At 38.7% G+C, this 26,265-nt stretch carries 25 protein-coding genes and 4 tRNA genes; 27 read left to right on the top strand and 2 right to left on the bottom strand.

Going from position 1 to position 26,265, the window contains the following annotated elements; translation table 11 throughout:
- The first annotated feature begins 39 nt into the window (after positions 1–39).
- The 5 genes from B9J78_02205 (at position 40) to B9J78_02185 (ending at position 3,132) form a co-directional block, all read left to right on the top strand.
- Positions 40–600 (top strand): ribosome recycling factor, encoded by a 561-nt coding sequence (locus B9J78_02205; protein MBA2123739.1) that lies wholly within the window; start codon positions 40–42, stop codon positions 598–600.
- Positions 601–676: transfer RNA gene (locus B9J78_02200), tRNA-Lys, on the top strand. It abuts the gene before it with no gap.
- Between the two features lie 150 nt (positions 677–826).
- Positions 827–899: transfer RNA gene (locus tag B9J78_02195), tRNA-Glu, on the top strand.
- Between the two features lie 72 nt (positions 900–971).
- On the top strand, positions 972–2,201 hold the full coding sequence (locus tag B9J78_02190) for a bifunctional 3,4-dihydroxy-2-butanone-4-phosphate synthase/GTP cyclohydrolase II (protein ID MBA2123738.1): 1,230 nt from the start codon (positions 972–974) through the stop codon (positions 2,199–2,201).
- Positions 2,202–2,259: 58 nt separating this feature from the next.
- Entirely contained in the window at positions 2,260–3,132 is an 873-nt protein-coding gene (locus B9J78_02185; protein ID MBA2123737.1) for a hypothetical protein, read from the top strand.
- A 502-nt stretch (positions 3,133–3,634) separates the two neighbouring features.
- Here the strand turns inward: B9J78_02185 and B9J78_02180 are convergent.
- Positions 3,635–3,877 (bottom strand): preQ(1) synthase, encoded by a 243-nt coding sequence (locus B9J78_02180; GenBank protein ID MBA2123736.1) that lies wholly within the window; start codon positions 3,875–3,877, stop codon positions 3,635–3,637.
- A 194-nt stretch (positions 3,878–4,071) separates the two neighbouring features.
- Between B9J78_02180 and B9J78_02175 the strand changes: the two genes are divergently transcribed.
- From B9J78_02175 to B9J78_02140, 8 genes are all read left to right on the top strand, one after another.
- Positions 4,072–5,658: a phosphoenolpyruvate carboxylase gene (locus B9J78_02175; protein MBA2123735.1), complete on the top strand. Its 1,587-nt coding sequence runs from the start codon at positions 4,072–4,074 to the stop codon at positions 5,656–5,658.
- The gene (locus B9J78_02170; protein MBA2123734.1) at positions 5,655–6,965 is read left to right on the top strand and encodes a hypothetical protein; all 1,311 of its coding nucleotides are present in this window, start codon (positions 5,655–5,657) and stop codon (positions 6,963–6,965) included. The genes B9J78_02175 and B9J78_02170 overlap by 4 nt, the downstream gene beginning before the upstream one ends.
- Positions 6,966–6,972: 7 nt before the next feature.
- Positions 6,973–8,652, top strand: a complete 1,680-nt coding sequence (locus B9J78_02165) for a dihydroxy-acid dehydratase (GenBank protein MBA2123733.1) — start codon at positions 6,973–6,975, stop codon at positions 8,650–8,652.
- Entirely contained in the window at positions 8,621–10,024 is a 1,404-nt protein-coding gene (locus B9J78_02160; protein MBA2123732.1) for a UDP-N-acetylmuramoyl-L-alanine--D-glutamate ligase, read from the top strand. Before B9J78_02165 ends, B9J78_02160 begins: the two co-directional genes overlap by 32 nt.
- Positions 10,021–10,833 carry a hypothetical protein gene (locus B9J78_02155; GenBank protein ID MBA2123731.1) on the top strand — a complete coding sequence of 271 codons (813 nt, stop codon included), beginning with the start codon at positions 10,021–10,023 and terminating at the stop codon, positions 10,831–10,833. Before B9J78_02160 ends, B9J78_02155 begins: the two co-directional genes overlap by 4 nt.
- Entirely contained in the window at positions 10,824–11,846 is a 1,023-nt protein-coding gene (locus B9J78_02150; GenBank protein MBA2123730.1) for a type I glyceraldehyde-3-phosphate dehydrogenase, read from the top strand. Before B9J78_02155 ends, B9J78_02150 begins: the two co-directional genes overlap by 10 nt.
- 73 nt (positions 11,847–11,919) lie before the next feature.
- Positions 11,920–13,143 (top strand): phosphoglycerate kinase, encoded by a 1,224-nt coding sequence (locus B9J78_02145; protein MBA2123729.1) that lies wholly within the window; start codon positions 11,920–11,922, stop codon positions 13,141–13,143.
- Between the two features lie 35 nt (positions 13,144–13,178).
- Positions 13,179–13,904 carry a triose-phosphate isomerase gene (locus B9J78_02140; protein MBA2123728.1) on the top strand — a complete coding sequence of 242 codons (726 nt, stop codon included), beginning with the start codon at positions 13,179–13,181 and terminating at the stop codon, positions 13,902–13,904.
- 82 nt (positions 13,905–13,986) lie between these two features.
- On the opposite strand, the gene B9J78_02135 is transcribed toward B9J78_02140, so the two are convergent.
- Positions 13,987–14,190, bottom strand: a complete 204-nt coding sequence (locus tag B9J78_02135) for a cold-shock protein (GenBank protein MBA2123727.1) — start codon at positions 14,188–14,190, stop codon at positions 13,987–13,989.
- 367 nt (positions 14,191–14,557) lie between these two features.
- Here B9J78_02135 and B9J78_02130 point away from each other — a divergent pair, with 367 nt between their 5' ends.
- From B9J78_02130 to B9J78_02065, 14 genes are all read left to right on the top strand, one after another.
- Positions 14,558–16,009 (top strand): hypothetical protein, encoded by a 1,452-nt coding sequence (locus B9J78_02130; GenBank protein MBA2123726.1) that lies wholly within the window; start codon positions 14,558–14,560, stop codon positions 16,007–16,009.
- Between the two features lie 182 nt (positions 16,010–16,191).
- Entirely contained in the window at positions 16,192–17,088 is an 897-nt protein-coding gene (locus tag B9J78_02125) for a nicotinate-nucleotide diphosphorylase (carboxylating) (GenBank protein ID MBA2123725.1), read from the top strand.
- Positions 17,078–18,238 carry a tRNA guanosine(34) transglycosylase Tgt gene (locus B9J78_02120; GenBank protein ID MBA2123724.1) on the top strand — a complete coding sequence of 387 codons (1,161 nt, stop codon included), beginning with the start codon at positions 17,078–17,080 and terminating at the stop codon, positions 18,236–18,238. Before B9J78_02125 ends, B9J78_02120 begins: the two co-directional genes overlap by 11 nt.
- Positions 18,239–18,314: transfer RNA gene (locus tag B9J78_02115), tRNA-Gly, on the top strand.
- 187 nt (positions 18,315–18,501) lie between these two features.
- A complete protein-coding gene (locus B9J78_02110) occupies positions 18,502–18,780 on the top strand; it encodes a 30S ribosomal protein S15 (GenBank protein ID MBA2123723.1) in 279 nt (92 codons plus the stop codon).
- Between the two features lie 10 nt (positions 18,781–18,790).
- Positions 18,791–20,887, top strand: coding sequence for a polyribonucleotide nucleotidyltransferase (locus B9J78_02105; protein MBA2123722.1), 2,097 nt, complete (start codon positions 18,791–18,793; stop codon positions 20,885–20,887).
- A complete protein-coding gene (locus B9J78_02100; GenBank protein ID MBA2123721.1) occupies positions 20,884–21,333 on the top strand; it encodes a deoxyuridine 5'-triphosphate nucleotidohydrolase in 450 nt (149 codons plus the stop codon). The genes B9J78_02105 and B9J78_02100 overlap by 4 nt, the downstream gene beginning before the upstream one ends.
- A gap of 172 nt (positions 21,334–21,505) precedes the next feature.
- Positions 21,506–21,847 (top strand): hypothetical protein, encoded by a 342-nt coding sequence (locus tag B9J78_02095; GenBank protein ID MBA2123720.1) that lies wholly within the window; start codon positions 21,506–21,508, stop codon positions 21,845–21,847.
- A gap of 55 nt (positions 21,848–21,902) precedes the next feature.
- A tRNA-Cys gene (locus B9J78_02090) sits at positions 21,903–21,974 on the top strand.
- Between the two features lie 19 nt (positions 21,975–21,993).
- Positions 21,994–22,665: a hypothetical protein gene (locus B9J78_02085; GenBank protein MBA2123719.1), complete on the top strand. Its 672-nt coding sequence runs from the start codon at positions 21,994–21,996 to the stop codon at positions 22,663–22,665.
- Between the two features lie 27 nt (positions 22,666–22,692).
- Positions 22,693–23,118 (top strand): hypothetical protein, encoded by a 426-nt coding sequence (locus B9J78_02080; GenBank protein MBA2123718.1) that lies wholly within the window; start codon positions 22,693–22,695, stop codon positions 23,116–23,118.
- Positions 23,119–23,373: 255 nt separating this feature from the next.
- Positions 23,374–24,183: a trehalose utilization protein ThuA gene (locus B9J78_02075; protein MBA2123717.1), complete on the top strand. Its 810-nt coding sequence runs from the start codon at positions 23,374–23,376 to the stop codon at positions 24,181–24,183.
- A 20-nt stretch (positions 24,184–24,203) separates the two neighbouring features.
- On the top strand, positions 24,204–24,467 hold the full coding sequence (locus tag B9J78_02070; protein MBA2123716.1) for a hypothetical protein: 264 nt from the start codon (positions 24,204–24,206) through the stop codon (positions 24,465–24,467).
- A 147-nt stretch (positions 24,468–24,614) separates the two neighbouring features.
- Positions 24,615–26,264, top strand: coding sequence for a hypothetical protein (locus B9J78_02065; GenBank protein MBA2123715.1), 1,650 nt, complete (start codon positions 24,615–24,617; stop codon positions 26,262–26,264).
- The last annotated feature ends 1 nt before the right edge of the window (position 26,265 follow it).

Raw genomic sequence — 26,265 nt, 5'->3', positions numbered from 1 at the left:
GGATAATGGGGGTGTTTTTTATTAAGGAGGTGTGGCGGTATGGATACAGCAGGTATTATTCGTGAAACTGAAGATAAAATGAGGAAAACAGATGAAGAAACTGCACGACAGTTTGCAACTGTAAGAACTGGTCGTGCAAGCAGGGTTCTTGTGGACGATATAAAAGTAGATTATCATGGAACATTGACATCCTTAAAACAGCTTGCAGCAATAAATATCCCTGACCCTCGTCTTATAGTTATTCAACCATGGGACATAAGTTCAATATCTGATATTGAGCGTGCAATATTAAAATCAGATATTGGTATTACGCCTGTGAATGACGGTAAAGTAATAAAACTTACAATTCCACAATTGACAAAAGAAAGAAGAGATGAGATGACGAGGCTTGCCCGAAAGATAGCCGAAGAAATGAGAGTTTCCCTAAGAAACGCAAGAAGAGCAGCAATGGAAAATTTTAAAGCACTACAGAAAGATGACAGAATTACCGAGGACGATTATTTTAAGTATCAGGAACAGATACAGAAACTTACCGATAAGGCAGTAGAAAAGATAGACACAATGCTTGCAGCAAAAGAAAAAGAATTGGCACTGGTATAAGAGCCGCTAGCTCATCAGGTAGAGCACCACCCTTTTAAGGTGGGTGTGCCGAGTTCGAGTCTCGGGCGGCTCACCATAAACATAGTAGGTAGTAGATAGTAGACAGTATGTAGGAAAAAAATGGTGACAGGCAACCGGTGCTCTGGTGTCTTGACAGAGAAGTCCCCTGACAGGTATGGAAAACGTTAAGAGCATAAATAAAATTGCAAGTGGTGTGATTTATAGCGTCCCCATCGTCTAGAGGCCTAGGACAAGGGCCTTTCGAGCCCTCGGCGGGGGTTCGAATCCCCCTGGGGACACTCGTTTTTTTAGAGTCTGTGAGCATACACACAAGAAGGTCCCGTTGTGCAACGGGTTCTTATTTTTTTATTATGAAAAAATCAATTTTTAATACAATAGAACAGGCAATAAAAGACCTCAAAAAGGGCAGGATGATAATCGTTGTGGATGACGAAAACAGAGAAAACGAGGGGGATTTTATTGTTGCTGCATCTTTTGCTACACCTTCTGCAATAAATTTTATGGCTCATCATGGTAAAGGGCTTATCTGTGTCCCTATGGACGGTTTAAGTATTGATAGGTTGAAGTTAGAGCCTATGGTCCAAAAACTAAAAGACCCTTTCAAAACGGCGTTCACAATATCGGTTGACGCCGCAAAAGGAATTACAACAGGTATATCTGCTTATGACCGTTCTGTTACAATAAAATTACTTGCCAATCCTTCTTCTACATCAGATGACTTTATAAGCCCCGGACATATTTTTCCGTTAAGGGCAAGAGAAGGAGGTTGTCTTGTCCGAGCAGGACATACCGAGGCCTGTGTGGACTTATTAAAGATGGCTGGACTTCCCCCCATCGGTGTAATATGTGAGATTATGTCAAAAGATGGGAGAATGGCACGACTTCCTGAACTTTTAAGTTTTTCTAAAAAATATAAACTTTCAATAATATCCATAGAGGAACTTATAGGCTATAAAAGAAGAAAAGAGAAACTTGTTAAAAAAATTTCCACAACATCTCTTCCGACCCCCTGGGGGATATTTAAACTTTACACATACCAGAGTCTTATTGACGGTAAGTACCACATTGCCCTTGTTTTAACAGATACAGGGGAAAACCTTAAGAAGCCCATTCTTGTCCGTGTCCATTCAGAATGTTTGACAGGAGATGTTTTTAATTCCGGAAGATGCGATTGCGGATTTCAACTAAAAATGGCTCTGGAAAAGGTAAAACAGGAAGGCAGGGGTGTAATTCTTTATATGAGACAGGAAGGAAGGGGCATAGGGCTTGCAAATAAAATAAAAGCATATGAACTTCAGGATAAAGGGCTTGATACTATTGAGGCAAACAAGAGGCTTGGTTTTTCAGCCGACTTAAGAGAATATGGAATTGGGGCACAAATACTTGTGGACCTTGGTTTGCAGAATTTAAGACTTATGACAAATAATCCGCGGAAGATAGTGGGTTTATCCGGATACGGGGTTAGGGTTGTAGAAAGGGTTCCGCTTGAGATAGACCCAACACCCTGGAATAAAAAATATCTTAAAACAAAAAAAGAAAAGTTAAAACATATACTTTCCCATTCGGCAAGAGGTTCATAAGAACAGGTAACTGGTGCACTGGTGCTCAGGTGCTCTGGTACTCAGACAGGAGGTATTTATGTACATTTCAATCAGAGAAGATATCCTGTATCAGGCAGGGTACTTAAGTATTGCAGAAGGGCTTAAGGATTTAGGTCTTGACAGCGTGGAAGTGGAATTTTTTCGGGACTATGCCGTCTATGCAGCCAGTTCCTGGCAGAAGATGTCTTTGGACAGGAATAATTTGGCAGAAACGATAAAAAAATCTTACGAACCTGCCAGCATCAGAATCTGTGCCTTTCTGCTACATAATAACTTCAACTGTGCTGACCGGTCTGGAGAGGTGAACTGGGTAATTGATGTTGTAAGAACTGCAGAAACCCTGAAGATACCAGTCATTCGTATTGATGCCGTCACCGAAGGAGAACTGGAGGAGCCTTTTGAATATAGAGTTAACCGTTTTGTGTCCTGTATAAAGGAAGTTCTTTCTGCCACGGAAGGAAGCCCGGTTCAATTAGGCATAGAAAACCACGGATTACAAGGAAACGATCCGAACTTTTTGCACAGGATCATCAAACAGGTGGACAATATACGGCTGGGCATTAACATGGATACTGGCAATTTTTACTGGTATGGTTTTCCATTGAACGAAGTATATGAAATACTTTCGTCCGTCTCTAAATACACCAAACATACCCATGTAAAGAATATCCGGTACCCGGAAAAGAATCGAAACCGAAGACGGGAAGTTGGGTGGGACTACGAAAAGTATGTCAGTCCTGTTTATGACGGGGACATTGACCATGGGCGGGTCGTCCAGATATTAAAAAGCGCTGGGTATGAAGGGCCTCTTACTATTGAAGACGAAAGCCTGGGTAAATTTGCCAAGCCCGAAGAGAAAAAAGAGGTGTTAAAAAAAGATACGATTTATCTCAAAACTTTGCTTGCGTAATATAAATGCCTTAAAATTAGTTTCCACCGAATAAAAACTGTTGTAAATATTCACTAAACACCGTTCATATTTTAAGCACAGAGGCACAAAGTTTACTGTCTTTTTATCTTCTTTTCTCATGCTTTGTGCTTTTGCTACTTTGTGCCTTCAGGCAACGCAGTTGACTGAATATTTACAATCCCCAGACAAGTCGGGGCAGGCCCTGCGGTGTTCTATCGGGGTTGTGCAACAGGCCCCATAATGGGTATTCTGCCTTTATTATTGATTTAATACCCCCTCCTCGGATTAAATTTCACCTGTAATTATTGCCTTTTTTGGATGCACAGACTTTACAATGTCTCTTAATGACCTTTGCATAAATAATGGAAACTTTTATCGTCTCCATGGTAAATGATAAATATAAATAGGGTCAACTCTATTTTCTCTAAAAAACCAATGTAGTATTATTAAAAAAAGAAAATAGAGTTGACCCTATTTATCCCTGAAGATATTTTTCCATTATTTATGCAAAGGTCAATAATATCCTGTTTATGGCATTCTCATAAAATATTCCGATATTTCTATAACAGTTTATGTATTCTTTTAACGATTTCAATTCAAGACAGAATTCACCCGGGATATACCATATTGTTATTGTTCCAAAATCAGGTAGTTTTGTTTTTGGACATATAGATGTATATTCAGGGACTATAATTGTTATCTGATAATTTGGGAATTGATTCTTAAAAGTTTTTATACTTGGCATCTTAATATCAAGCCCTCATTTTCCACATTTCTTATATGTCTTCATATTTTTTATTTTACTTTTTGTACGAAGCTTATCAATATGCATACTTGACAAAAACTTTCTTACTTGGATAATACTAAAAGTCTATGTGTATGTAGAAAGTTCAAAAATCCCCCCAACTTCAAATCGGGGTGAGATATTTGATATATTTCATGACACTGGTAGTCGCAAGTTCTTTAGCCTGCCACAATGTAAAAAATATAAATACCATGAGGAAAATACCTAGGACTATGGTTACACAACATCCAGATAATGCTGGAAAGGCATTCTGGCTTGGTAAAAGTTTTATTGATAGCCGGGAAGAGGTTAGGGAGTGTTTTATTTCATATCTTGAATTAGGTTGTGAGGAATTTATGTGGGACTGGGAGGGGAAATATGTAGATGAGGCAGTAATTGAGCGGCTCTTTGAAAAAAACCTTTCTTTCTTTAAGGAAAATTCTTTAGGCAAAGATATCTTTCTTACTTATAGATTTCCCAATATCTGGATTGAGAAAGGAAGCTATCGCATCTTACGTGCCTTTGTCAATATCATCACCGCATATGATATTGCTAAAGACATAGGACTTCATTGTCCTCCAATATTTGAAGTTATACTTCCTATGGTAACCCAGGCAGAACAATTGATTTATATCCAAACAAAATTTACCGAGTTATCTCATCTTGTTAGTATGGACTCAACTGCAAAAATCGGAAGTGGAAATCCACCCACTGTTGAGATAATTCCCCTCATTGAAGATATCCCTCATTTGCTTGATATAGATAAGTTACTTGAAAAATATGTAGAGCTTTATAATAAAAATGGGTTAGCAAAAATCAAAAAGCTTGAATACATTCGTCCATTCATTGCCCGTTCTGACCCGGCACTAAATTATGGGTTGGTTCCAGCGGTTCTGGCAGCAAAGATCGCCTTATCAAAATCACATCAGGTATCTTCAAAATTAGGTATTAAAGTCTATCCCATCATTGGTTGTGGCACCGTTCCTTTCAGAGGACATCTTTCGCCTGAAAATATCAAGAATTTCCTGAAAGAGTATCCGGGGATTAAAACAGTGACTATACAGTCTTCTTTCCGATATGACCATCCGCCTGATAGGGTTAAAAAGGCGATAAAAACTCTGAATACAAAATTGCTAAAACCAGATAAAATGACCTTAATAGAAAGCAAAGACTTAAAAGCCCTGGAAGAGATTATAAAGGTTTTCAAGACTTATTATCGCCGAGATATTACTAAAATAGCAGGATTGATAAATGAGACTGCTAAATTTGTTCCTTCACGAAGAGAACGAAGGCTGCATATAGGACTGTTTGGTTATTCCCGGGAATTTACCCGTGGGGTTCATTTTCCTCGCGCCATTACCTTTACATGCTCTCTGTATTCTTTAGGTATTCCACCTGAGATTATTGGCGCAGGCAGGGCATTAAAAATAATTCAAAAAAAAGGTCTTGGAGAAGTTTTGGAAAGGCACTACACTAATTTAAGGTGGGATTTGGAAAGATCTTGCAGATTTGTTAACCGGGAAAATATAAAGAGGCTCAAAAAGAAATATCCGAACTTAAAAGACATAGAAGAAGATTTAAAAATTATAGAAAATACTTTAAAAGTGTCGACAGAGCCTCAAACAAGCAGCCATATCGTCCATAAAAGATTGACCTCAAATATCTTGCTTTTGTTGAAAAAAAAGGAAAATCCCACTATGTTAATTGAAGAGGCAGGAACCTTGAGAGGATTTTTGGGATGACCTATAAACAGGCTCTGGCTTATTTACATAGTCTAGAGAGATTTGGCATTAAATTGGGTCTGTCTAACATAAAAAGGCTCCTTGAAATTTTAGGAAATCCTCAAGTAAAGTTTAAGTCCATTCATATCGCCGGGACAAATGGAAAAGGTTCTACCACAGCATTTATCAGCTCTATATTAAAAGAGGCAGGCTTTAAAGTAGGTAGATACACCTCTCCTCATTTAACTAACTTTAGGGAACGGATAGCCATAAATGGCAGTCAGATACCTGAAGAGAAAGTAGTAGAATTATTAGCTAAAATTAAATCACAAATTAAAAAGATATTCGCTGACTCTGAATTTGGCCATCCGACTTTCTTTGAGGTTCTTACAGCGATGGCTCTAACCTATTTTTTTGAAGAAAAAGTGGATTTTGCTGTCCTGGAGGTAGGGTTGGGAGGAAGATTAGATGCCACAAATGTAGTTGAACCCCTGGTTTCGGTGATAACCAATAGCGACTATGACCACATGGATATATTGGGATCTGAGATTGATTCTATTGCCCGGGAAGATGCCGGGATTATCAAAAAAAATGGCTTGGTAATTACGGCTGCCAAAGGAGAAGCACTTGCAGTAATTGAAAAGGTCTGCCAGCGATGCAATGCGCGACTATTTCAGGTAGGTAGAGATATAAAATGCGAGTTTTTAGAATCAGATTTGGAAAATCAGTCATTTGGGGTAAAAGGGATTTTCTCTGAATTTAAGAATTTGAAAATTTCACTTTTAGGTAAGTACCAACTAATTAATGCCTGCTGCGCTCTTGGCGCGATAGAGCTTCTTAAGTTTCATAATATTTTGCTCAGTGATGAGAATGCAAGGAGTGGGTTGGCCACAACCCGCTGGCCGGGCAGGTTGGAAATAGTGCGGCACGCGCCCCTGGTGATTTTAGATGGTGCCCATAATCATCCCGCAGCAGAACAACTTAAAGGGGCTCTTTTGGAGTTTCTTTCGTGTCCGTTAGCGTATGGGAGAAAAGAGAGGCTAATATTGGTTATTGGGATTCTTAAGGATAAAGAGGTAGAAAAAATTGTGAAAGAACTCGTTCCTTTAGCCTCCAAAGTTGTGGTTACAGCACCAAAAACATCCCGGGCCACCCTGCCTGAGGATTTGTGTAAGGTTGCAGTTAAGTATAATCAGAATGTCATCACCGTAGGGGATGTAGAAGAGGCAGTAAGAGAGTCTTTGAACGAGGCGGGGGGAAATGATATAATCTGCATTACGGGCTCCTTATATACCGTAGGAGAGGCAAGGCAGTTTTTGATGGGGTGAAAAAACAATGTCCAGAAGTAATAGAATTAAAAAAGGCTTGGAGCAGGCGCCACATCGTGCGCTGCTTAAAGCCTGCGGGGTAAAGGATGCAGATTTTGGGAAACCATTCATTGCGGTAGTTAATTCCTGGACAGAGATTGTTCCCGGGCACATTCATTTGCAAGAATTAGCTAAGTCAGTAAAAGAAGGTATTAAATCTGCAGGTGGTGTGCCTTTTGAATTTCACACTATTGCTGTCTGTGATGGTCTGGCTATGGGTCATAAGGGGATGAAGTATTCTTTACCTTCAAGAGATGTAATTGCTAACTCTATTGAGATAATGATTGAGGCTCACGCCTTTGATGGAATGGTGCTTATCCCGGCCTGTGATGAAATTGTTCCGGGACATTTAATGGCTGCTGGCAGACTTGATATTCCTACTATAGCCCTTACCGGTGGCCCGATGCTACCTGGTGCTTTTAAGGGCAGACCTGTAGATATAATTGATGTCTTTGAGGCTATAGGTGAGGTTTCGCAAGGTAAGATGAGCAAAGAGGAATTGAAAGAACTGGAAAGTTGTGCCTGTCCAGGAGCAGGAACCTGTGCCGGGATGTTCAGCGCCAATACCTTAGCCTGTGGAGTAGAAGCATTAGGGTTATCCTTGCCAGGCTGCGCTACTTCTCATGCTTTGGACCCTAAAAAGAAGGATATTGCCAAAGACACAGGAAAACAGATAGTCCATTTGGTAACTCACGAGATTAGCGCAAGAAAGATAATGACTTTTTCCGCTTTTCAGAATTGGATAAGAGTCTCTTTAGCTGTAGCCGGCTCTACCAATGATGTCCTGGAAGTCTTAGCAATCGCCAAAGAATGCGAATTAGAGATTCCTTTAAACCTATTTGACGAACTTTCTAAAACCACACCACATATCTGCAATATGCGTCCGGGTGGCTCTTGGACAATGCAGGATTTAGATAGAGCCGGGGGCGTGCCGGCGATAATGAAGAGGCTTGAACCTCTATTGAACCTAAATTGTCGGACTGTCACAGGAAAAACTATTGGTGAGAATATAGCTGATGCGAAAGTTTTAAATCCGGAAGTAATCCGCTCTTTGGATAACCCAGTTCATCCCACAGGAGGACTTGCCATTCTCTACGGAAATCTGGCTCCCAAAGGAGCGGTAGTGAAACAGACTGCGGTGGTAGAGAAGATGCAAAAGTTTAAGGGCAAGGCGCGGATATTTGACTGTGAGGAAGATGCTCATCAGGCAATACTTACAGGCCAAATAAATAAGGGCGATGTAGTAGTTATTCGCTATGAAGGGCCAAAAGGCGGCCCGGGTATGCGGGAGATGTTAGCGCCAACTTCAGCTATCTGTGGTTTAGGCTTATCTGAATCAGTAGCCCTTATTACTGACGGTAGGTTCTCAGGTGGAACACGCGGCCCCTGTATAGGTCATATATCACCTGAAGCAGCCGATGGAGGTTCCATCGCTCTAATTAAAGAAGGAGACGTCATTTTGATAGATATTCCCAATAGAAGAATAGATTTAGAAGTTTCTGAAGAAGAACTTGAAAAGAGGAGATTGCATTGGCTACCCAAAGAAGGAGAAATTAAAGGATGCCTTTCTCAATACAGAAACAGCGTTTCTAGTGCAGATAAAGGTGCAAGTATAGATACGGGGGATTCTTGTGGAATTAAAAAATAAAAAAATAGCAGTGATTGGATTTGGATTAACCGGAAAAGCAGTAGTTGATTTTCTTCTGAATAAAAAAGCTAATCTTACCGTATTTGACGAAAAGACAGACAAAGAATTTAAAGACTTGGGATTTTTGAAAAAAAAGGGGGTAAGATTTAATTTCGGTCCGTTTGATTTTGATGGGATAGCTCAAACACAGCTTATCGTAATGAGTCCGGGGGTGAGTGCCTTTAGATTTCCTGAATTCAAAAAACTCAAAACACTTGGCAAAGAAGTTATCTCCGAGATTGAGTTAGCATTTAGATTTTTAAAGGGAAAACTAATCTGTATAACCGGAACAAATGGGAAATCTACTACTGCAACCTTGGTGCATCATCTTTTTAAAACTGCAGGAAGAAAAAGTTATCTTTTGGGGAATATCGGCATCCCTTTTATCAGCAGAGTTGAGAGTATAATGGCTGATGAATATGCAGTTGTAGAGGTATCTTGCTTCCAATTAGAGTATGTAAAAACATTTAAACCCAACTATATTATTTTAACCAATATAACTGCAGATCATCTCGACCGATATCCTTCTATGGAATCTTACATAGAAACCAGAAAAAATATTTTTAAAAATATTACCTGTCAGAATAAAGTTATTTTAAACCTTGATGATTCATTGACCCAAAGGCATTTTAACAGGTCAGTCAAAGGAGAAATTTATTGGTTCTCCCGAAGGTCAGAAGTTTCAAAAGGCGCTTTTTTAAGAGGGAATAATTTCATATTTCGGGATCACAACAGGGAGCTCTCTTTTTGTACTTTTTCAGATTTTCAGCTTCCTGGTTTTCATAATGTAGAAAATGCCTTAGCTGCGTCTCTGCCTCCTCTATTAGAGGGACTAAATACAGATCTTATCAAGAAGGGGCTGAGAACATTCAGGGGTTTAAACCACCGAATGGAATTTGTAACCCATTTTGACGGGGTAGATTTCATCAATGACTCTAAGGCTACCAATGTAGATGCTGTTTTGAAGGCGGTCTCAAGTCTTAATTCTGCCCCGGGTCAAATATCGCTCATAATAGGAGGAAGAGATAAGGGAGGAGATTTTTCGTTATTAAAGCCTGCCTTAGCCAATACCCCTATTGATGCAAGTAAAATTAAACTCGTGGTTTTAATAGGTGAGGCTACTTCTAAAATTTGCACCCATCTAAATGGAGTAATCCGCATGAAGAAAGCCCGCAGCATGGAAGAAGCAGTCAGACTCTCTTTTAAGGAGGCAAAACCTAAAGGCGTGGTTTTGCTATCTCCAGGATGTGCCAGTTTTGATATGTTTGATAGCTTTGAGCATCGGGGGGAGATTTTTAAAGAAGAAGTAATGAGGCTGAAGGAACAAGGGTGAAAGAGATATTAAAAAAACTTAAATCCGGCAAGATTACGGTAAAGGAAGCAGAAACTCTTTTAGAGAAGAGCTCTTTTGATAGATTAAAACTTAAATTCGTGGATAAATTGGCAAGGTTAGATATTTACAGACAAGACAGGGCAGGCATTCCAGAGGTTATTCTTGCTGAGGGTAAAAAGCCAACATGGGCAGTTAAACTTATAATAGAAATGACCAAAGCCCAAGGCAGGGCAATAGTTACCCGTGTAGATTCGGCTCTTGTTAAGAAGATAAAAAAATCTATTCCCCGGGGCTTTACTATTAAGGTTTACAATGAGGCTCATATGGTTGTAGTGAAAAAGAGGAGATATAAGGTGGTCGGAACCGGTGGTAAAATTGGACTAATCGCTGCTGGCACTTCTGATATTGGCGTGGCCGAAGAGGCCCGAGTCTTTGCTCAAGAGATGGGCTGTGAGGTTTTATACGGCTATGATGTAGGTATTGCAGGGGTTCATCGGGTGCTTGAACCTTTAAAAGAGATGTTGAGCAATGATGTAGATGTCATTATCGTGGTAGCGGGGATGGACGCTGTTCTTCCTATCACTGTTAAGGGTCTGGTCCATTTACCGGTTATCGGTGTGCCTACCTCAGTAGGATACGGTATTGGCGCTGGCGGTATTGCTCCACTTTTGACTATGCTTCAGTCCTGTTCACCGGGTTTAGCAGTGGTGAATATAGATAATGGATTTGGGGCTGGGGCATTGGCGAGTTTGATCGCCAACAGAGCAGCTAAATTTCGGAAAAATAAAAGGAGGAGGATATGGCTATAAAAGTAGGAGTAAATGGTTTTGGAAGGATTGGTCGTCTTGCAGTGAAGGCGGCTCTTAAAAGGGAAGACATTGAGATTGTTGCTGTAAATGACCTTACAGATTCAAAAACACTGGCACACCTTTTTAAGTATGATTCAACCTTTGGAATATATCCAGGCGATGTTCGTGCAAAAGAAGATGCAATTATTATAGATGGAAAAGGAATAAAGGTTGTTGCTGAAAAAGACCCTGCAAAACTTCCCTGGAAAGATTTAGAGGTTGAATATGTAATAGAATCAACGGGTAGATTTACGGATGCAAAAACTGACCATGATAAGGGTAAGCCGGGTGCTGATGCACATATAAAAGCAGGTGCAAAAAAGGTTATAATCAGTGCTCCTGCAAAAAATGAAGACGGAACATTTGTAATGGGTGTGAATGAAACAAAATATGACTCTTCAAAACACAATATCATATCAAACGCATCCTGTACCACAAACTGCCTTGCACCTGTTGCAAAGGTTTTGATGGATAACTTTGGCATAAGCAAAGGGCTTATGACAACAATCCATTCATACACAAATGACCAGAATATACTTGATTTTCCGCACAAGGATTTAAGAAGAGCAAGAGCAGGTGCGCTCTCTATGATACCGACATCCACAGGCGCTGCAAAGGCAATAGGTCTTGTAATACCCGAACTTAAAGGTAGGCTGGACGGTTTTGCTATCCGTGTTCCTACGCCCAATGTATCGGTTGTTGATTTAACCGTAAATGTTCTTAAAATCGCAACAGCTGAATCTGTAAATGATGCATTCAGAAAAGCAGCATCAGGCTCTATGGGTAAGTATCTTGCGGTATCGGATGTTCCACTGGTAAGCAAGGACTTCAACGGTTGTGAAAAATCTGCAGTAGTAGATGCAGAATACACAAAGGTTATACAGGATATGGTAAAGGTTATTGCATGGTATGATAATGAATGGGGATATTCACTCAGAATTATTGACCTACTGGAATATATAGCAAGTAAATAACCAATGACCAAATCCCAATAACCAAAGAATAGGCGACTGGTGCCCTGGCGCTCTAAGATGAGGGATGATTATTATGGCAAAGAAAACAGTAAGAGATATTGAACTGCAGGGTAAAAGAATATTGATGCGGGTTGATTTTAATGTGCCACTTGATAAGAGTTTAAATATTACAGATGATACAAGGATAAGGGCTGCACTTAATACAATAAGATATTGTATAAAGCAGGGTGCCAAGACAATTCTGATAAGCCACTTGGGAAGACCAGATGGCAAGGTTGTAGAATCTATGAGGCTGGGTCCTGTTGCAAAAAGGCTTGAGGAACTTTTAGGCAAAAAGGTGTTATATGTTAAAGATTGTATAGGAGATGAGATTAGAAGTATATCTTTGAATATGTCATCAGGCGATGTGGTTCTTCTTGAAAATGTAAGATTTTATCCGGAAGAAGAGGCAAATGACCTTGAATTTTCAAAAAAGATTGCCTTACTGGGCGATATATTCGTAAATGATGCATTTGGAACAGCCCACAGGGCACATTCATCTACAGAAGGTGTGGCACACTTTCTTTCTTCTGTTGCCGGTTTTTTGATGGAGAAGGAAATAAAATATATTGGTGATTCGCTTGCAAATCCCAGAAGGCCCTTTGTTGCTGTTTTAGGAGGTGCAAAGGTATCAGACAAGATAAATGTTATAAAAAATATTCTTAATATTGTAGATACCTGTCTTATCGGTGGTGCAATGGCTTATACATTTTTAAGAGCACAGGGCTGTGAGGTTGGAGATTCCAGGGTAGAAGGAAAAATAACGGATAAAAAAGGCAAAGAAATAGATATTCTGAAGATCGCAGGTGAGACACTGGAGATGGCAAAACAAAAAAACAAGGAAATACTTTTGCCTGTTGACCATATCATTGCAGATAAGTTTGATCCATTTGCAAACAAAAAGACCGTTGATACACCTGAACTTTGCAAGGGATGGATGGCACTGGACATAGGTCCGAGAGCAAGGGAAATTTATTCAAAACAAATAATAGGTGCAAAGATGGTTATGTGGAACGGTCCTATGGGTGTATTTGAGATGAAGGGGTTTGAACAGGGAACACTTTCTATTGCCAAAGCCTGTGCGGAATGTACCAAAAAGGGCGGTATTACAATAGTAGGTGGCGGAGACAGTGTTGCAGCTGTTCAGCAGATGGGCTTTACAGATAGCATCACACACATCTCCACAGGTGGAGGTGCATCACTTGAATATATGGAGGGCAAGGTTTTGCCCGGGATTGCAGCATTACAGGAGAAATAGTGAAAAGAAAACCGCTTATTGTCGGCAACTGGAAGATGTATGAAAATTGTAAAGAGGCAAAGTCTCTTGCACAGGCAATTTTGGATGGATGTAAGGATATTAAAAATGTTGATATTACAATATGTCCCGCCTTCACCTCATTATATGTCGTAAGAGAAATTATTAAAGATACGAACATTGAACTTGGCGCACAGGATATGTTCTGGGAAAAAGAAGGCGCATATACAGGGGAAATATCTGCCAGTATGCTTAAAAGTATAGGTTGCAGGTTTGTAATAATAGGGCATTCCGAAAGAAGACAGTATTTTAATGAAACCAATGAAAATGTAAATAAGAAGATAAAATCTGCACTTTCCGAAGGACTTACCCCTATTGTGTGTATTGGCGAAAGACTTGATGAAAGAGATAAGGGACAGGCGTTTGGAGTTGTTGCGGACCAGATTGCAGAAGTGTTGGCGGGACTTAATAACAATGATGTATTAAAAATAGTTATTGCATATGAACCTGTATGGGCAATAGGAACAGGAAAAACTGCCACACCCCAGATAGCACAGGAGATACATTCTTATATAAGAAAAATTATAGCAACAGCAACATCGCAAGGTCTAGCGAACAGCATAAGAATACTGTATGGAGGAAGCGTAAGACCGGATAATATAAAAGGGCTTTTAATGGAACAGGATATTGATGGTGCATTGGTTGGCGGTGCAAGTCTTAACATAGAATCATTTATATCAATAATAAAAGAGTGCGAACAGTAAAAAGCAATCTAAATACTCTTTTCCATAATAAAAAAAGCCTTCCAGACTAAAGTTTTAGTCTGGAAGGCTTTTTTTATCGGCCCTATGCTCCTACAACATTATTTGCCTGTTTACCTTTTGGTCCGTCCACAACATCAAGTGTTACTTTCTGTCCTTCTACGAGTGTTTTAAACCCATCACCACCGCCGATGGCAGAAAAATGGACGAATACATCTGTTCCTTCGTCCAAGGTTATAAACCCATAACCCTTGCGTTTGTCAAACCACTTCACTGTTCCTGTTGCCACTACCTACTCCTTTCTCTTGCCCCTATGACTTAAAAATCAGGGGTTGTAAATATCCCCCGACTGAAATTTTAGCCGGGGGGATAAAATCAGGATTCCCAACGCAAAAGCCTTGAAGCCACACGGCGTCCTAAAGATACTTATTGCTACCAAATCGGAAATTTTCTATAAAAACCTAATTTTATCAAATACCCTATTTCTGGATACGGGTAAATTCTATCAAAAATTTATATACTTGTCAAGAAAAAAATTTGCTGTGTTACCCCATTAAAAAATTCCCGCCTTTCTAATGGGGTGGTTTGTTAAAAAATTGACTTTTAATATAGGAAATAATATATTATAATAATTAACATTAAGGAAGGGAGGATATATGATGAAGAAATTTTTCTTATTGTTAGTTGTTTGTCTAATAACTTTTCCCACCTATTCACAGAAGGAAAAAGAAAGTGCCACAGAGCAGGCAAGGGTGCTAAGTCAGGCGTTTGTTGAAGTTGCAAAAAAGGTAAGTCCCGCTGTTGTAAGTCTTGCTGTAGAAAGAGAAATTAATGTTCCACATCGTGGTTTTAGATTCTTTGATGAATATGATTTTTTTAGGGGGACACCTTTTGAAGATTTTTTTAAGAGGATGGAACCAAGAACGCCAAGGCAAAGACGGCCGCAGCATCGTCCAAGACAAAGAGGGGCCGGAAGCGGTGTGATAATTGATAAAAGAGGCTACATTCTTACGAACAATCATGTTGTTGAAGGAGCGGATAGGATAACTGTTAGATTAGGCGATAAATCAGAATTTTCGGCAAAAGTTGTTGGTAAGGATCCAAGAACAGACCTTGCTGTAATAAAGATTGAGCCCAAGGAGGGACAGGAGCTGCCCATAGCAAGTATGGGAGATTCAGATAAGATTCAGATTGGTGAATGGGTTATGGCAATAGGTCAGCCATTCGGTTTTGAACATACTGTAACAGTTGGCGTTATAAGCGCAAAAAGCAGGGCAGGGCTGGGCACAGGCAGATTTGAAGACTTCATACAGACAGATGCTTCTATAAATCCTGGAAACAGTGGTGGTCCTCTTATAAATATTGATGCAGAGGTGATAGGGATAAACACGATGATATATGGAATTGGAACAGGAATTGGTTTTGCAATACCGAGCAACCTTGCAAAGAAAGTAATGAATGACTTAATAAAAGAGGGTAAGGTTACAAGGGCGTGGATTGGTGTAAGCATACAACCTGTGACAAAAGATATGGCAAAATCCTTAGGTATGGAAGAACTTAAAGGAGCAATAGTTTCAGAGGTGCATCCTGATAGTCCCGCACAGAATGCCGGTATTGAAAGATATGATGTGATAAGAACAATTAATGGAGAAAAAATTGAAACTGCAGACGATGTTGTAAGAAAGATAATGTTAAAAGAAGTCGGACAAAGAATAAGAATATCTTTGTTAAGAAATGGGAAACCATTAGATGTGTGGATAACTACTGCACAGATGCCCTTGGATTTAGAAAAGACAGATGTTGAAGAAGGTGAACAAAGAAAAGAAGAGATAGGTATTGGCGTAGAAAATCTTACAGACCAATTAAGAGAAAGGTTTAATATTCCGAAAGATGCAAAGGGGGTTATTATAAATGAAGTGTTAGAAGGAAGTCCTGCTGAGTTTGCGGGGCTAAAGCCTGGACAGGTTATTGAAGAGGTTAACAGAGTGCCCGTATTATCTGTAAGTGACTATAACAGGGAAATTTTAAAGGCAGATTTGAAGAGGGGTATTCTGTTGGGTATCCGTGAAGGAAGGAGAAGATTTATTGTTTCTTTGAGAGCAGAATAATTGGATGCCAAGATATCAAGTGTCAGAGCATAGGTAACTGGTGAAAGCCATATATTTTATTCCGTATACCGTTAAAGTGCTTGGAATTTAATTTCGTGGTACCCACGATAGTGGGCCGTTTGATTTTTTGAACTTTTTTCTTCAGGTGAGCGATTGTGCTCACAGGCTCTTGAAATAAACTTATGGGGGAAGATACTTTTAAAAAAATTGTTCAAATTGCATTAGAAGAAGATGGCGTGGATGAGGATATTACATCTTTTTCTCTGATACCTAAAAATATCAGTGTCAGTGCTAATATAATTGCAAAACAGGCTCTTGTTTTAAGCGGGATTGATTGTATAAAAACTATTTTTGAAAATGTTAAAAACAGAGTAAAGATTAAAAATTTTTTTAAAGAAGCAGATCTTGTCAAATCCGGTTCAACTGTTGCTAACATATCCGGCGATGCAAGAACAATTGTTTCTTGTGAAAGAACGGTTCTTAATATATTAGGGCGTCTGTGCGGGATAGCAACAATGACAAAAAAATATGTTGATGCTGTAAAGAGCAGCCGAAAGACATCCTCTGTTTTAATTGTTGATACAAGAAAGACGCATCCAGGGCTTCGTTTTGAAGAAAAAATGGCTGTAAAAGCAGGCGGAGGTGTCAATCACAGGTTAGGACTCTATGATATGGTTCTTATCAAGGATAATCATCTGGCATTCTTAAAATTATATAAAGATTTAAAAAACGACAAACAGGCTATAAAAATTGCGTTAAATTATACAAAAAATACAGGGCTTCCTGTTCAGGTAGAGGTTAAAAATAAGGAAGAATTGGAGGTTGCAATAAAAGAAGGTGCAGGGCTCATACTTCTTGATAATATGAGGCCTTATCTTGTAAAGTCTATGGTGGATTGGACAGAATGTATCTGTTCAAAACTTAAAATAAAAAAGCCTATCATTGAATATTCGGGAGGAGTGAATTTAAAAAATGTAAGAAAGTATGCATCCTGCGGAATAGACCGTATATCAATAGGAGCACTTACACATTCTTCTGCATCTGCAGATTTAAGTATGGAGATTATTGGTGTTGGATAGTTCTTTTAAAATTGATGGAAAAGATAACAGCGCAAGGCTCGGGATTTTATATACAAAGTCAGGACCTGTCCAGACCCCTGCGTTTATGCCCGTAGGCACACAGGCTGCGGTTAAGACACTTACCCCTGATGAGGTCCAACAGTCCGGATTTAAGATGCTTCTGTGTAATGCATACCATCTTTATTTAAGACCCGGGGTAGATATTATAAAAAAATCAGGGGGGCTTCACAATTTTATGAACTGGGATGGTTCTATACTTACAGATTCGGGAGGATTTCAGGTTTTCAGTCTTGCAACATTAAGAAAAGTGTTTGATGATGGCGTTGAATTTCAGTCTCATATAGATGGTTCAAAGCATTATCTGACTGCTGAAAAAGTTCTTGGCATTCAAACAGACCTTAATACGGATGTTATAATGCCCCTTGATGAGTGTGTTGCTTTTCCAAGTTCAGAAGAACACGCAAAAAGAGCTGTTAAAAGAACTGTGAAATGGGCAAAATTAAGCTTTAACAGTTTTAATCAGAATGTCAAAAATAGTGATAAAAAATCTCTTCTTTTCTGCATAATACAGGGCAGTACCTATCAAAATTTAAGAATAGAATGTTGTAACGAACTTACTCAAATACCATTTTCAGGTTATGCAATTGGCGGAATAAGTGTAGGAGAACCCACAAGCCTTATAAGAGAAATTGTTTCTTTAACAGTAGAAAAACTTCCTCTCAACAAACCAAGGTGTCTTATGGGGGTTGGAGCCCCTCTTGATATTTTAGATTCCATATCAAAAGGGATTGACCTTTTTGATTGTATAATGCCTACAAGATGCGGAAGAAACGGTGCTGCGTTTGTAACGCAGGGCAGATTGTTTGTAAAAAATGCAATATATTCTTCTGACGATGAACCTGTCCAGCAAGGGTGCCCCTGTCCGTGTTGTAAAAATTTTAGCCGTTCTTATATCAGACACCTTTTTAATGCAAGTGAAGCGTTAGGTCCCCGACTTCTTACAATACACAACCTCTGGTTTTATTCTGCACTATTAAGAACAGCAAGGAACAGAATAAAAGAACAAAGATTTTTGGATTTTAAAAAAAAGTTTGAAGATATATATGATAACAAAGAAGATGTGGATATAACGAAGATACTTGATTTTTAAGCGGCGGTAATTCAGTTGGCAGAATGCGAGCTTCCCAAGCTTGATGTCGCGGGTTCAAACCCCGTCCGCCGCTCCATAGAATAAGGGGTTTGAACCTTCCAAATTGTTCAAGGGGTAATTCAAAGGGGTGAAACCCCTGTGAAGCGTAAGCGGGGCAGGGGGAAAAAACAACAAAGTTTAAAAAGATTTACAAGCATAATATAGTGTGGTAAGATACTGGTGTGTGTAATAAATGAGGCAGAAAGGGGGTGAGAATAAAAAAAATGGTTGCAGTAGATTTACTAAAAGATACAAAAGAAAGTGTGATAAATGAGTTTCATCTACATCCAAAAGATACAGGTTCTGCTTATGTCCAGATAGCAATTCTTTCGCAAAGAATAGAAAAACTTATGGAGCATTTTAAAACACATAAAAAGGACCACAGTTCAAGAAGGGGACTTTTACAACTTATAAGCAGCAGAAGAAAGCTGCTTGACTATTTAAGTAAAAATGATGCACCGAAATACAAAGAAGTGCTTGAGAAATTGAATTTACGCAAATAGGAGGATTATATTGGCAACAGAAAAAACATATATTGCTGTTGGTAAAAAGCAGATAACCATAGAAACAGGTCGTTTTGCAAAACAGGCTCATGCTGCTGTAAGTGTTCAGTGCGGAGAGACAGTTGTCCTTGTAACTGTTGTTATGTCAAAAGAACCTAATGAAGATATAGACCATTTCCCTTTGACTGTTGAGTTTCAGGAAAAGACATATGCCGCCGGAAGAATACCGGGTGGGTTTTTTAAAAGAGAAAGCAGACCCACCTCTTCGGAAATCTTGGGCGGACGCCTTACAGACAGGGCTATCAGACCGCTTTTTCCAAAAGGTGTATTAAACGAGGTTCAGGTTGTAAGCATTGTTTTATCAAGCGATGGTGAAAATGATCCGGATGTTCTTTCCATCATCGGCGCTTCAACGGCATTATCCATTTCATCTATTCCCTTTAATGGTCCTGTCGGTGCCGTAAGAGTTGGAAGGATTGATGATGAATTTATTATAAATCCTGTATATCGGGAACTTGAAAAAAGCGATATAGATGTTGTTGTTGCAGGAACCAAGAGCGGGATTATAATGTTGGAAGCAGGCGGTAATCAGGTTTCTGAAGATATACTTGAACAGGCTATCTTATTTGGACAGTCTGAGGTTTTAAAAATCATAAAAGTGCAGGAAGAGTTTGTAAAAAGAGTTGGTGTTTCTAAGTCAGATGTTCCTACGAAAAAGACCTCAGATGAACTTTTAACAAGGGTAAAACAGATTGCACAGGAAAAATTATCAGCGGTAAATAATATCCCGACCAAGGAAGAAAGAGAACAGACAGTAGATGCAATCTGCAAAAATGTTATTGCAAAACTTACAGGTGAGGGCGCAACATATTCAAAAACAGATGTACATCTTGCACTTATTGAGATTGAAAAAGAAAGTGTCCGACAGTTTATAATTAAGAATAAAAAGCGTGTAGATGGACGCTCTTATACTGATATAAGACAAATAAGTTGTGAAATTGGAATACTTCCCCGAACACATGGCTCTGCGCTTTTTACAAGGGGTCAGACACAGAGTCTTTCTGTAACAACACTTGGAACAGGTGAAGATGAACAGCTCATAGAAAGATTGGAAGGTGAGACATCAGAAAGATTTATCCTGCATTATAACTTTCCTCCGTTCAGTGTGGGCGAGGTGCGTCCTATAAGAGGTCCGGGCAGAAGAGAGATAGGTCATGGGGCACTTGCAGAAAAGGCGCTAAGACCTGTCATGCCGGGGAAAGAAAAATTTCCCTATACAGTTCGTGTGGTATCGGAAATTCTTGAGTCTAACGGTTCTTCAAGCATGGCAACAGTATGTGCAGGGACACTTTCACTTATGGATGCAGGGGTTCCTATAGCTGAACCTGTGGCGGGTGTTGCTATGGGATTGATAAAACAGAAAAACGATGCCATTGTTCTTACAGATATATCAGGACTTGAAGACCATTTTGGTGATATGGATTTTAAGTTAACGGGTACAAAAAATGGCGCAACTGCTTTACAGATGGACCTAAAAATTGATGCTATAGATAAAGAAATATTACATAATGTAATTATTCAGGCAAAGCAGGCAAGAAAGATAGTGCTTGATGTAATGAATAAGACAATACTTAAGCCCAAAGAACAAATATCAGTATATGCTCCACATATAACCACATTTAAGATAAAACTTGAAAAGATAGGTACAGTAATCGGCCCTTCGGGTAAAACAATCAGGAAGATTATTGCAGACACAGGTGTTTCAATTGATATACAGGATGATGGAACTGTTAATGTAGCATCTTCAGATGCAGCGGCCTCTGAAAAAGCAATAAATCGGATAAAATCCATCATAGAAGAGCCGCAGGTTGGAAGAGTTTATACGGGGAAGGTAAAAAGGGTTACAAATTTTGGTGCTTTTTGTGAGATACTTCCCAATATTGAGGGACTTGTTCATGTATCGGAACTTTCTGATAGTTATGTTAAGAATGCGGAAGACATCGTCAAGGTAGGGGATGAAATAACCGTAAAGTTAATTGAGATAGATAAACAGGGGCGTCTGAATTTAAGTAAGAAAGCGGTGCTAATTGAAGAAAGAAAAAAATGAGGGAAGTTATTTTAAGAATAAAAAGAAAACGGGGGTGTGAAGATATCCCTGTTCCTAAATATATGTCAGAAGGCGCAAGTGGATTTGATCTCTGTGCGGATGTAGAACAGAAAATTTGTATAAAACCGGGTGAGATAAAACTTATTTCGGTGGGATTTTATGTAAGTATTCCATATGGATATGAAGCACAGGTAAGACCCAGAAGCGGGCTTGTTATAAAACATGGGGTTACAGTAGCAAATGCACCGGGCACAATAGACAGCGATTACAGGGGACTTGTAAATGTAATACTTGTCAATCATGGAAAAGAGCCCTACATAGTAAAAAGAGGGCAGAGGATTGCCCAGATGATAATACAGGAAGTTATCCAGGCACAAATTCAGGAAACAGACATGCTTGATATTACGCAAAGAAATGAAGGTGGTTTTGGACATACGGGAACATAAGAACTTGTCCTTGGTAAAGATTGTTCCTTAGACAACTTGTAGTGGCCAGGCGCCAATGTTTGTCCTTGTGCCCGCCCATAGTGTTAAAAACCTCGCCCTCGTTTTCTCCAGGTGGGGGAGGTCTGAGCCTTGTAGAGGCGAACAAAAGATGAGTGTGTGGCGGGAATCTTAGATGTCAATAATTGATTTTAAAATAGAAGTAAAGGTTCGTGGGATACTTACAAGGTTTGAGATAGATATGCGCTATGTAGATGTTGATGTTATCAGACAGGTTGTTTATATCAATGGCTATATGGTTTACGACAGATCAGCACAACCAGTTTTGAACAGAGATATTTCAATAATCCTCCATGAGATTAAAAAATGGCAGGGCGTGAAAGATGTTGTTATTCAATTGCAGGAGCCTCCTGCTGTTAAAAAGAAGCAGGAAAAAGAATTGCCCAAACCTTTTATAAAAAAAACAGAAGGAAAAACAGAAGAAAAAACAGAAACAACAGAAGAAACATTAAAGTAGGTAGAAAATAGCGTGCTTAATCTCGCTTGATAGCGGAGTCTGTTGTGTTTATTCTGGCGGCATAGCCAAGTGGCAAGGCATCGGTCTGCAAAACCGCTATTCACCGGTTCGAATCCGGTTGCCGCCTCTGGTTTTAAAAATTCGTAATGAATTTTAATAATATAAGAAATTTATTAAAACAAAAAAAGACAAAAATAGTTGGGACCATAAGTTCGGTGGAAGGTTTAGAAAAGTTTTCAAAAAGGAAAAAACTTCCCTGTGATATTGTAGAAATAAGACTTGATAAAATAGGAACTTCTATAGACTGGGTTGGGTATGGCAAAAAATTCCAGGAAAAACTACCTGTTATTCTTACAATAAGGCTAAAAGAAGAAGGTGGCGAATGGGAAGGCACTGATAAAGACAGGCTGAAATTTTTTGAAACAGCAGGCGGTATTATAAATATTATTGATATTGAACTATCAAGCAATATAACAAATAAGTTATGTAAAATAAATTTTATTTTTCTCTGTTCTTACCATAATTTTAAGATAACCCCCTCTTTTAATACACTTTTAAGAATATTTTCAGAGGCACAAGAAAAGGGTGCTGATATAATAAAGATTGCTACAATGATTAATAAACCAGCAGATATAAAGATTTTATCCAAGTTTTTAGAAAGTGTTAAAAATAAAATGCCTGTGTGTGTTATCGGCATGGGTGAAAAGGGAAGAGAATCAAGGACTTTACTTGCAAAACAGGGTTCAGCCTTCACTTATGCATATCTTGATAAACCGGTAGCACCAGGTCAGATAGCGTGTACCACTCCACTGACTTAAAGTTTATATTTTAAAAAAGGGGGGAATATGAAATCTACCTTTATTTCTTTAGTTTTATTCTTTTTTGGTTGTTTTTGTACATCTTTTGCACAGGAGACGCCTCCTGCAATAGAACCATTGCCTGTTGTTATTGAAGAATCTGCACCAAACAGGTACTGGGGTAAGGTTAGTGCAGAAAATCCTTTGAGAATGTGGCAGGGTGAGGTTATTAAAGAAACAAGCCAGTATATAGTACTTCTTTTTAAAAATGGTAGAAGGTCGGGTAAGGTTCTAAAGTCAGACATTATAAGTTTTAGTAAAAAACCGTTACAAGAAGTGATAGCAGCAAGAGCAAAAGCAGAAGAACAGCGGCTGCCTCCTGATGTTTTTCCCGGTATGCCACCCGGTACTTTTCCCGGTATGCCACCCGGTACTTTTCCCGGTATGCCACATATGCCTCAACCCAGAAGATAGAGCTTTGAAGGTGGTTGAGGGCGTGTCTCTGTAGATTAATAAATCGTTGCAATACTTTTAAATTTAATCTGTATGTAAATCCTCAGTCAACTGCGTTGCCTGAAGGCACAAAGACACAGAGTAGCAAAGGTACGAAGCATGAGAAAAGAAGATAAAAGGACATTCCACTTTGTGCCTGTGTGCCTTAGTGCTTCTGTGCCTGAAATATGAACAGTGTTTAGTGAATATTTATATTTGCATAAATAAAGAAGAGATATGAATCCCAATTTGGATAAAAAAGTAAGAATAACCATCTGGAACGAGTTTAGACATGAAAGAAAAAATGAAGCAGTCAAAAAGATTTACCCCCAGGGCATGCATACCGTCATTGCCAAAGGTTTAAAGAAACAAAGCCAGTTTTTGATCCCATATCTACGGTTTAAGATCAAAACTGCCACTCTTGACGAGCCTTCACATGGTTTGACAGATGAAGTGATAAATTCTACAGATGTTCTTATATGGTGGGGACATATTGCACATAATGAGGTAAAAGATGAAATTGTAAAAAAAGTTCAAAATAGAATACTTGAGGGTATGGGGCTGATTGTTCTTCATTCGGGGCATTACTCAAAGATATTCAGGGTTTTACTTGGGACAAACTGCTCTTTGAAATGGCGTGAGGCTGCTGAAAAGGAAAGGCTATGGAACATTCAGCCTTCTCATCTTATTACAGAAGGTATTGGAGAATATATTGAACTTCCAAACACAGAAATGTATGGAGAACGTTTTGATATCCCAGATCCTGATGAAATAATCTTTATCTCTTGGTTTGAGGGTGGAGAAGTTTTTAGAAGTGGTATAACATTTAGGCGAGGGGCCGGAAAAATATTTTACTTCAGGCCTGGTCATGAAACATATCCTATATATTATAATTCACAGATAATCAAGGTTATTACAAATGCATGTAAATGGGCTGCTCCTAATATATTTATTCAGGACTCCTGCCCAAATGTTTCAAATCCTCTTGAAAAAATTTCTGCGGTGAGTGTTGATTTTGGTAAAACTGGGATTATTCAGAAAATGTAAAAGATATGTAAAGGAAATGTATGAAAAAATTAAGGGTAGGTGTTATTGGACTTGGGGTAGGATATTTTCACATCAAAGGACATATGAGCCACCCGATGGCGGAAGTTGTGGCAGGGTCAGATATGGACCCTAAAAGGTTAGAGGAAAGGGGTAAAGTAAAAATACCGGAATCAATCAAAGGCAAAAAGGAGGTGCAAGAAAACTTGAATTTAGCCTACGATTCTGTTAAGATAGAAAATGAAAAAGAAGAGGTTCTGGAGTGTCAACCTGTAACCACATCTTGAAGCCAGGACAATTTAGTTGATAGTATAGTTAACAATACGCATCATACAATGACTGGTGAGGAAGGGCTGATTGTACTGGAGATTATAGATGCAATCTATAAAAGTGCTACAAAGGGTAGACCTTTAAAAATAAAATAGAGGAAAGATATGTTATTTCAGGTATTAAGAAAAAATATGAGGACACTTCTTGTCGGGATCACTATTATAGTTATCTTTACATTTCTGTTCTGGGGTCCTGGAATGATAGGCGAGCCCAGAGAATACGCAGGTCAAATATTTGGTAAAAATATTTCAATGGAAAAATATTATAATAGCATTTTTTCCACTGAAATAGAGTCCCGTCTTTTGTATGGGGAACAGTTTGAGAGGTTTAGAAGGTTTTTAAATATTGAGGAGCGGGCATGGGAACGCTTAATATTATTAAGAGAAGCCAGAAGACAGGGTATAAGGGTAACCGACAAGGAGGTTATAAGACAGATAGAAGGATTCCCGTTTTTTAGAGATGAACAGGGTTTCAATCAGAACCGTTATCAACAATTTCTTCAATTTGTCCTGCAGATAACTCCCAGAACATTTGAGTCTATCATAAAAGAATCATTACTTCTTGAAAAATTAAGAGAAAGGATTGTTGCAGGTATTACTGTATCGGATGAAGAGGTAAGGGAAGAATTTACCAGAAGAACACAAAAGATAAAGGCTATATTTGTTGTTGCAGACAAAGAACTCTTTCGTCAAAAGGTTTCTGCAACAGAAGAAGAGATTCTTAAATACTATAACAAACACAGGGAAGAATTTACAATGCCTGAACAGGTGAGGGTTGATTATATCGGGATTACAAAGCAGGATATGCAGGCAAAAGTTAAAATAAGTGATGAAAGTATAGAAAACTTTTATAAAAAATACAGAGAAGAATTTAAAAAACAGGACACACAAGAGGTGTCGGAGGATATATCACAGGAGAAGAAGAATGAGTATAAACCGCTTGAAGAAGTAAAAGAAGAAATCAGACAAAGATTAACACAGGCAGAGGCGTTGAGGCTTGTTGAATACATAGCAGACAAGATATCAATTGAACTTATTGAAAAAGAAGAATCCGCAACTGTAGAATTAAAGGCAAAAATTTTAGATGAGATTGCAAAAAAATATAACCTGCAAATAAAGGAAAGTCCGTTTTTTACCCGGGATGGACAAATTCAGGATATTGGTTACTCAGAACAGATAGGAGATGTTGCCTTCTCTCTTGGCAAAAATCAGGTAAGTGACATAATCAGGACAAATTCAGGTAGTTATTTTATAAGACTGAAAGACAGAAAAACAGAATATATCCAACCTGTTGAAGAAGTAAAAGATAGGGTAAAAAATATAATTATTAAAGAAAAAACAGGTAATCTTTCAAAGCAAACAGTAGAGGAACTTCTAAATAAATTTAAAAGCAATGTTTTTAATGGGGAAAATATAGATAATATGGCGAAGGAACTTTCTGTGAAGATATTAAGACCTGAGCCATTTGTCAGACAAGGATATATAGAGGGTATAGGTCAGGCAGCAGGACAGATACTTGATATTTTTAATTTAGAAAAATCTGAATTATCAAGCATTTTAAGACTTGAAAAAGGTTATGGTTTTGCGTATATAGAAGGTATTATAGATGCCAATGGTGAAGAATTTGAAAAAACAAAAGATAAATATTACAGTTTTATTTTTATGAAAAAAAGGCAGGAAAAATTTGCCGATTGGTTTGAGAAATTAAAAAAACAGGCACAAAGGTCTGCCCTGATACTTCCTGTCGTACCTTAAA

It is taken from the genome of bacterium Unc6, assembly GCA_013626165.1.
Classification (GTDB): Bacteria; Omnitrophota; Gorgyraeia; order Velesiimonadales; family Velesiimonadaceae; genus Velesiimonas; species Velesiimonas alkalicola.
This window is presented reverse-complemented; position numbering and strand designations above follow the sequence as displayed.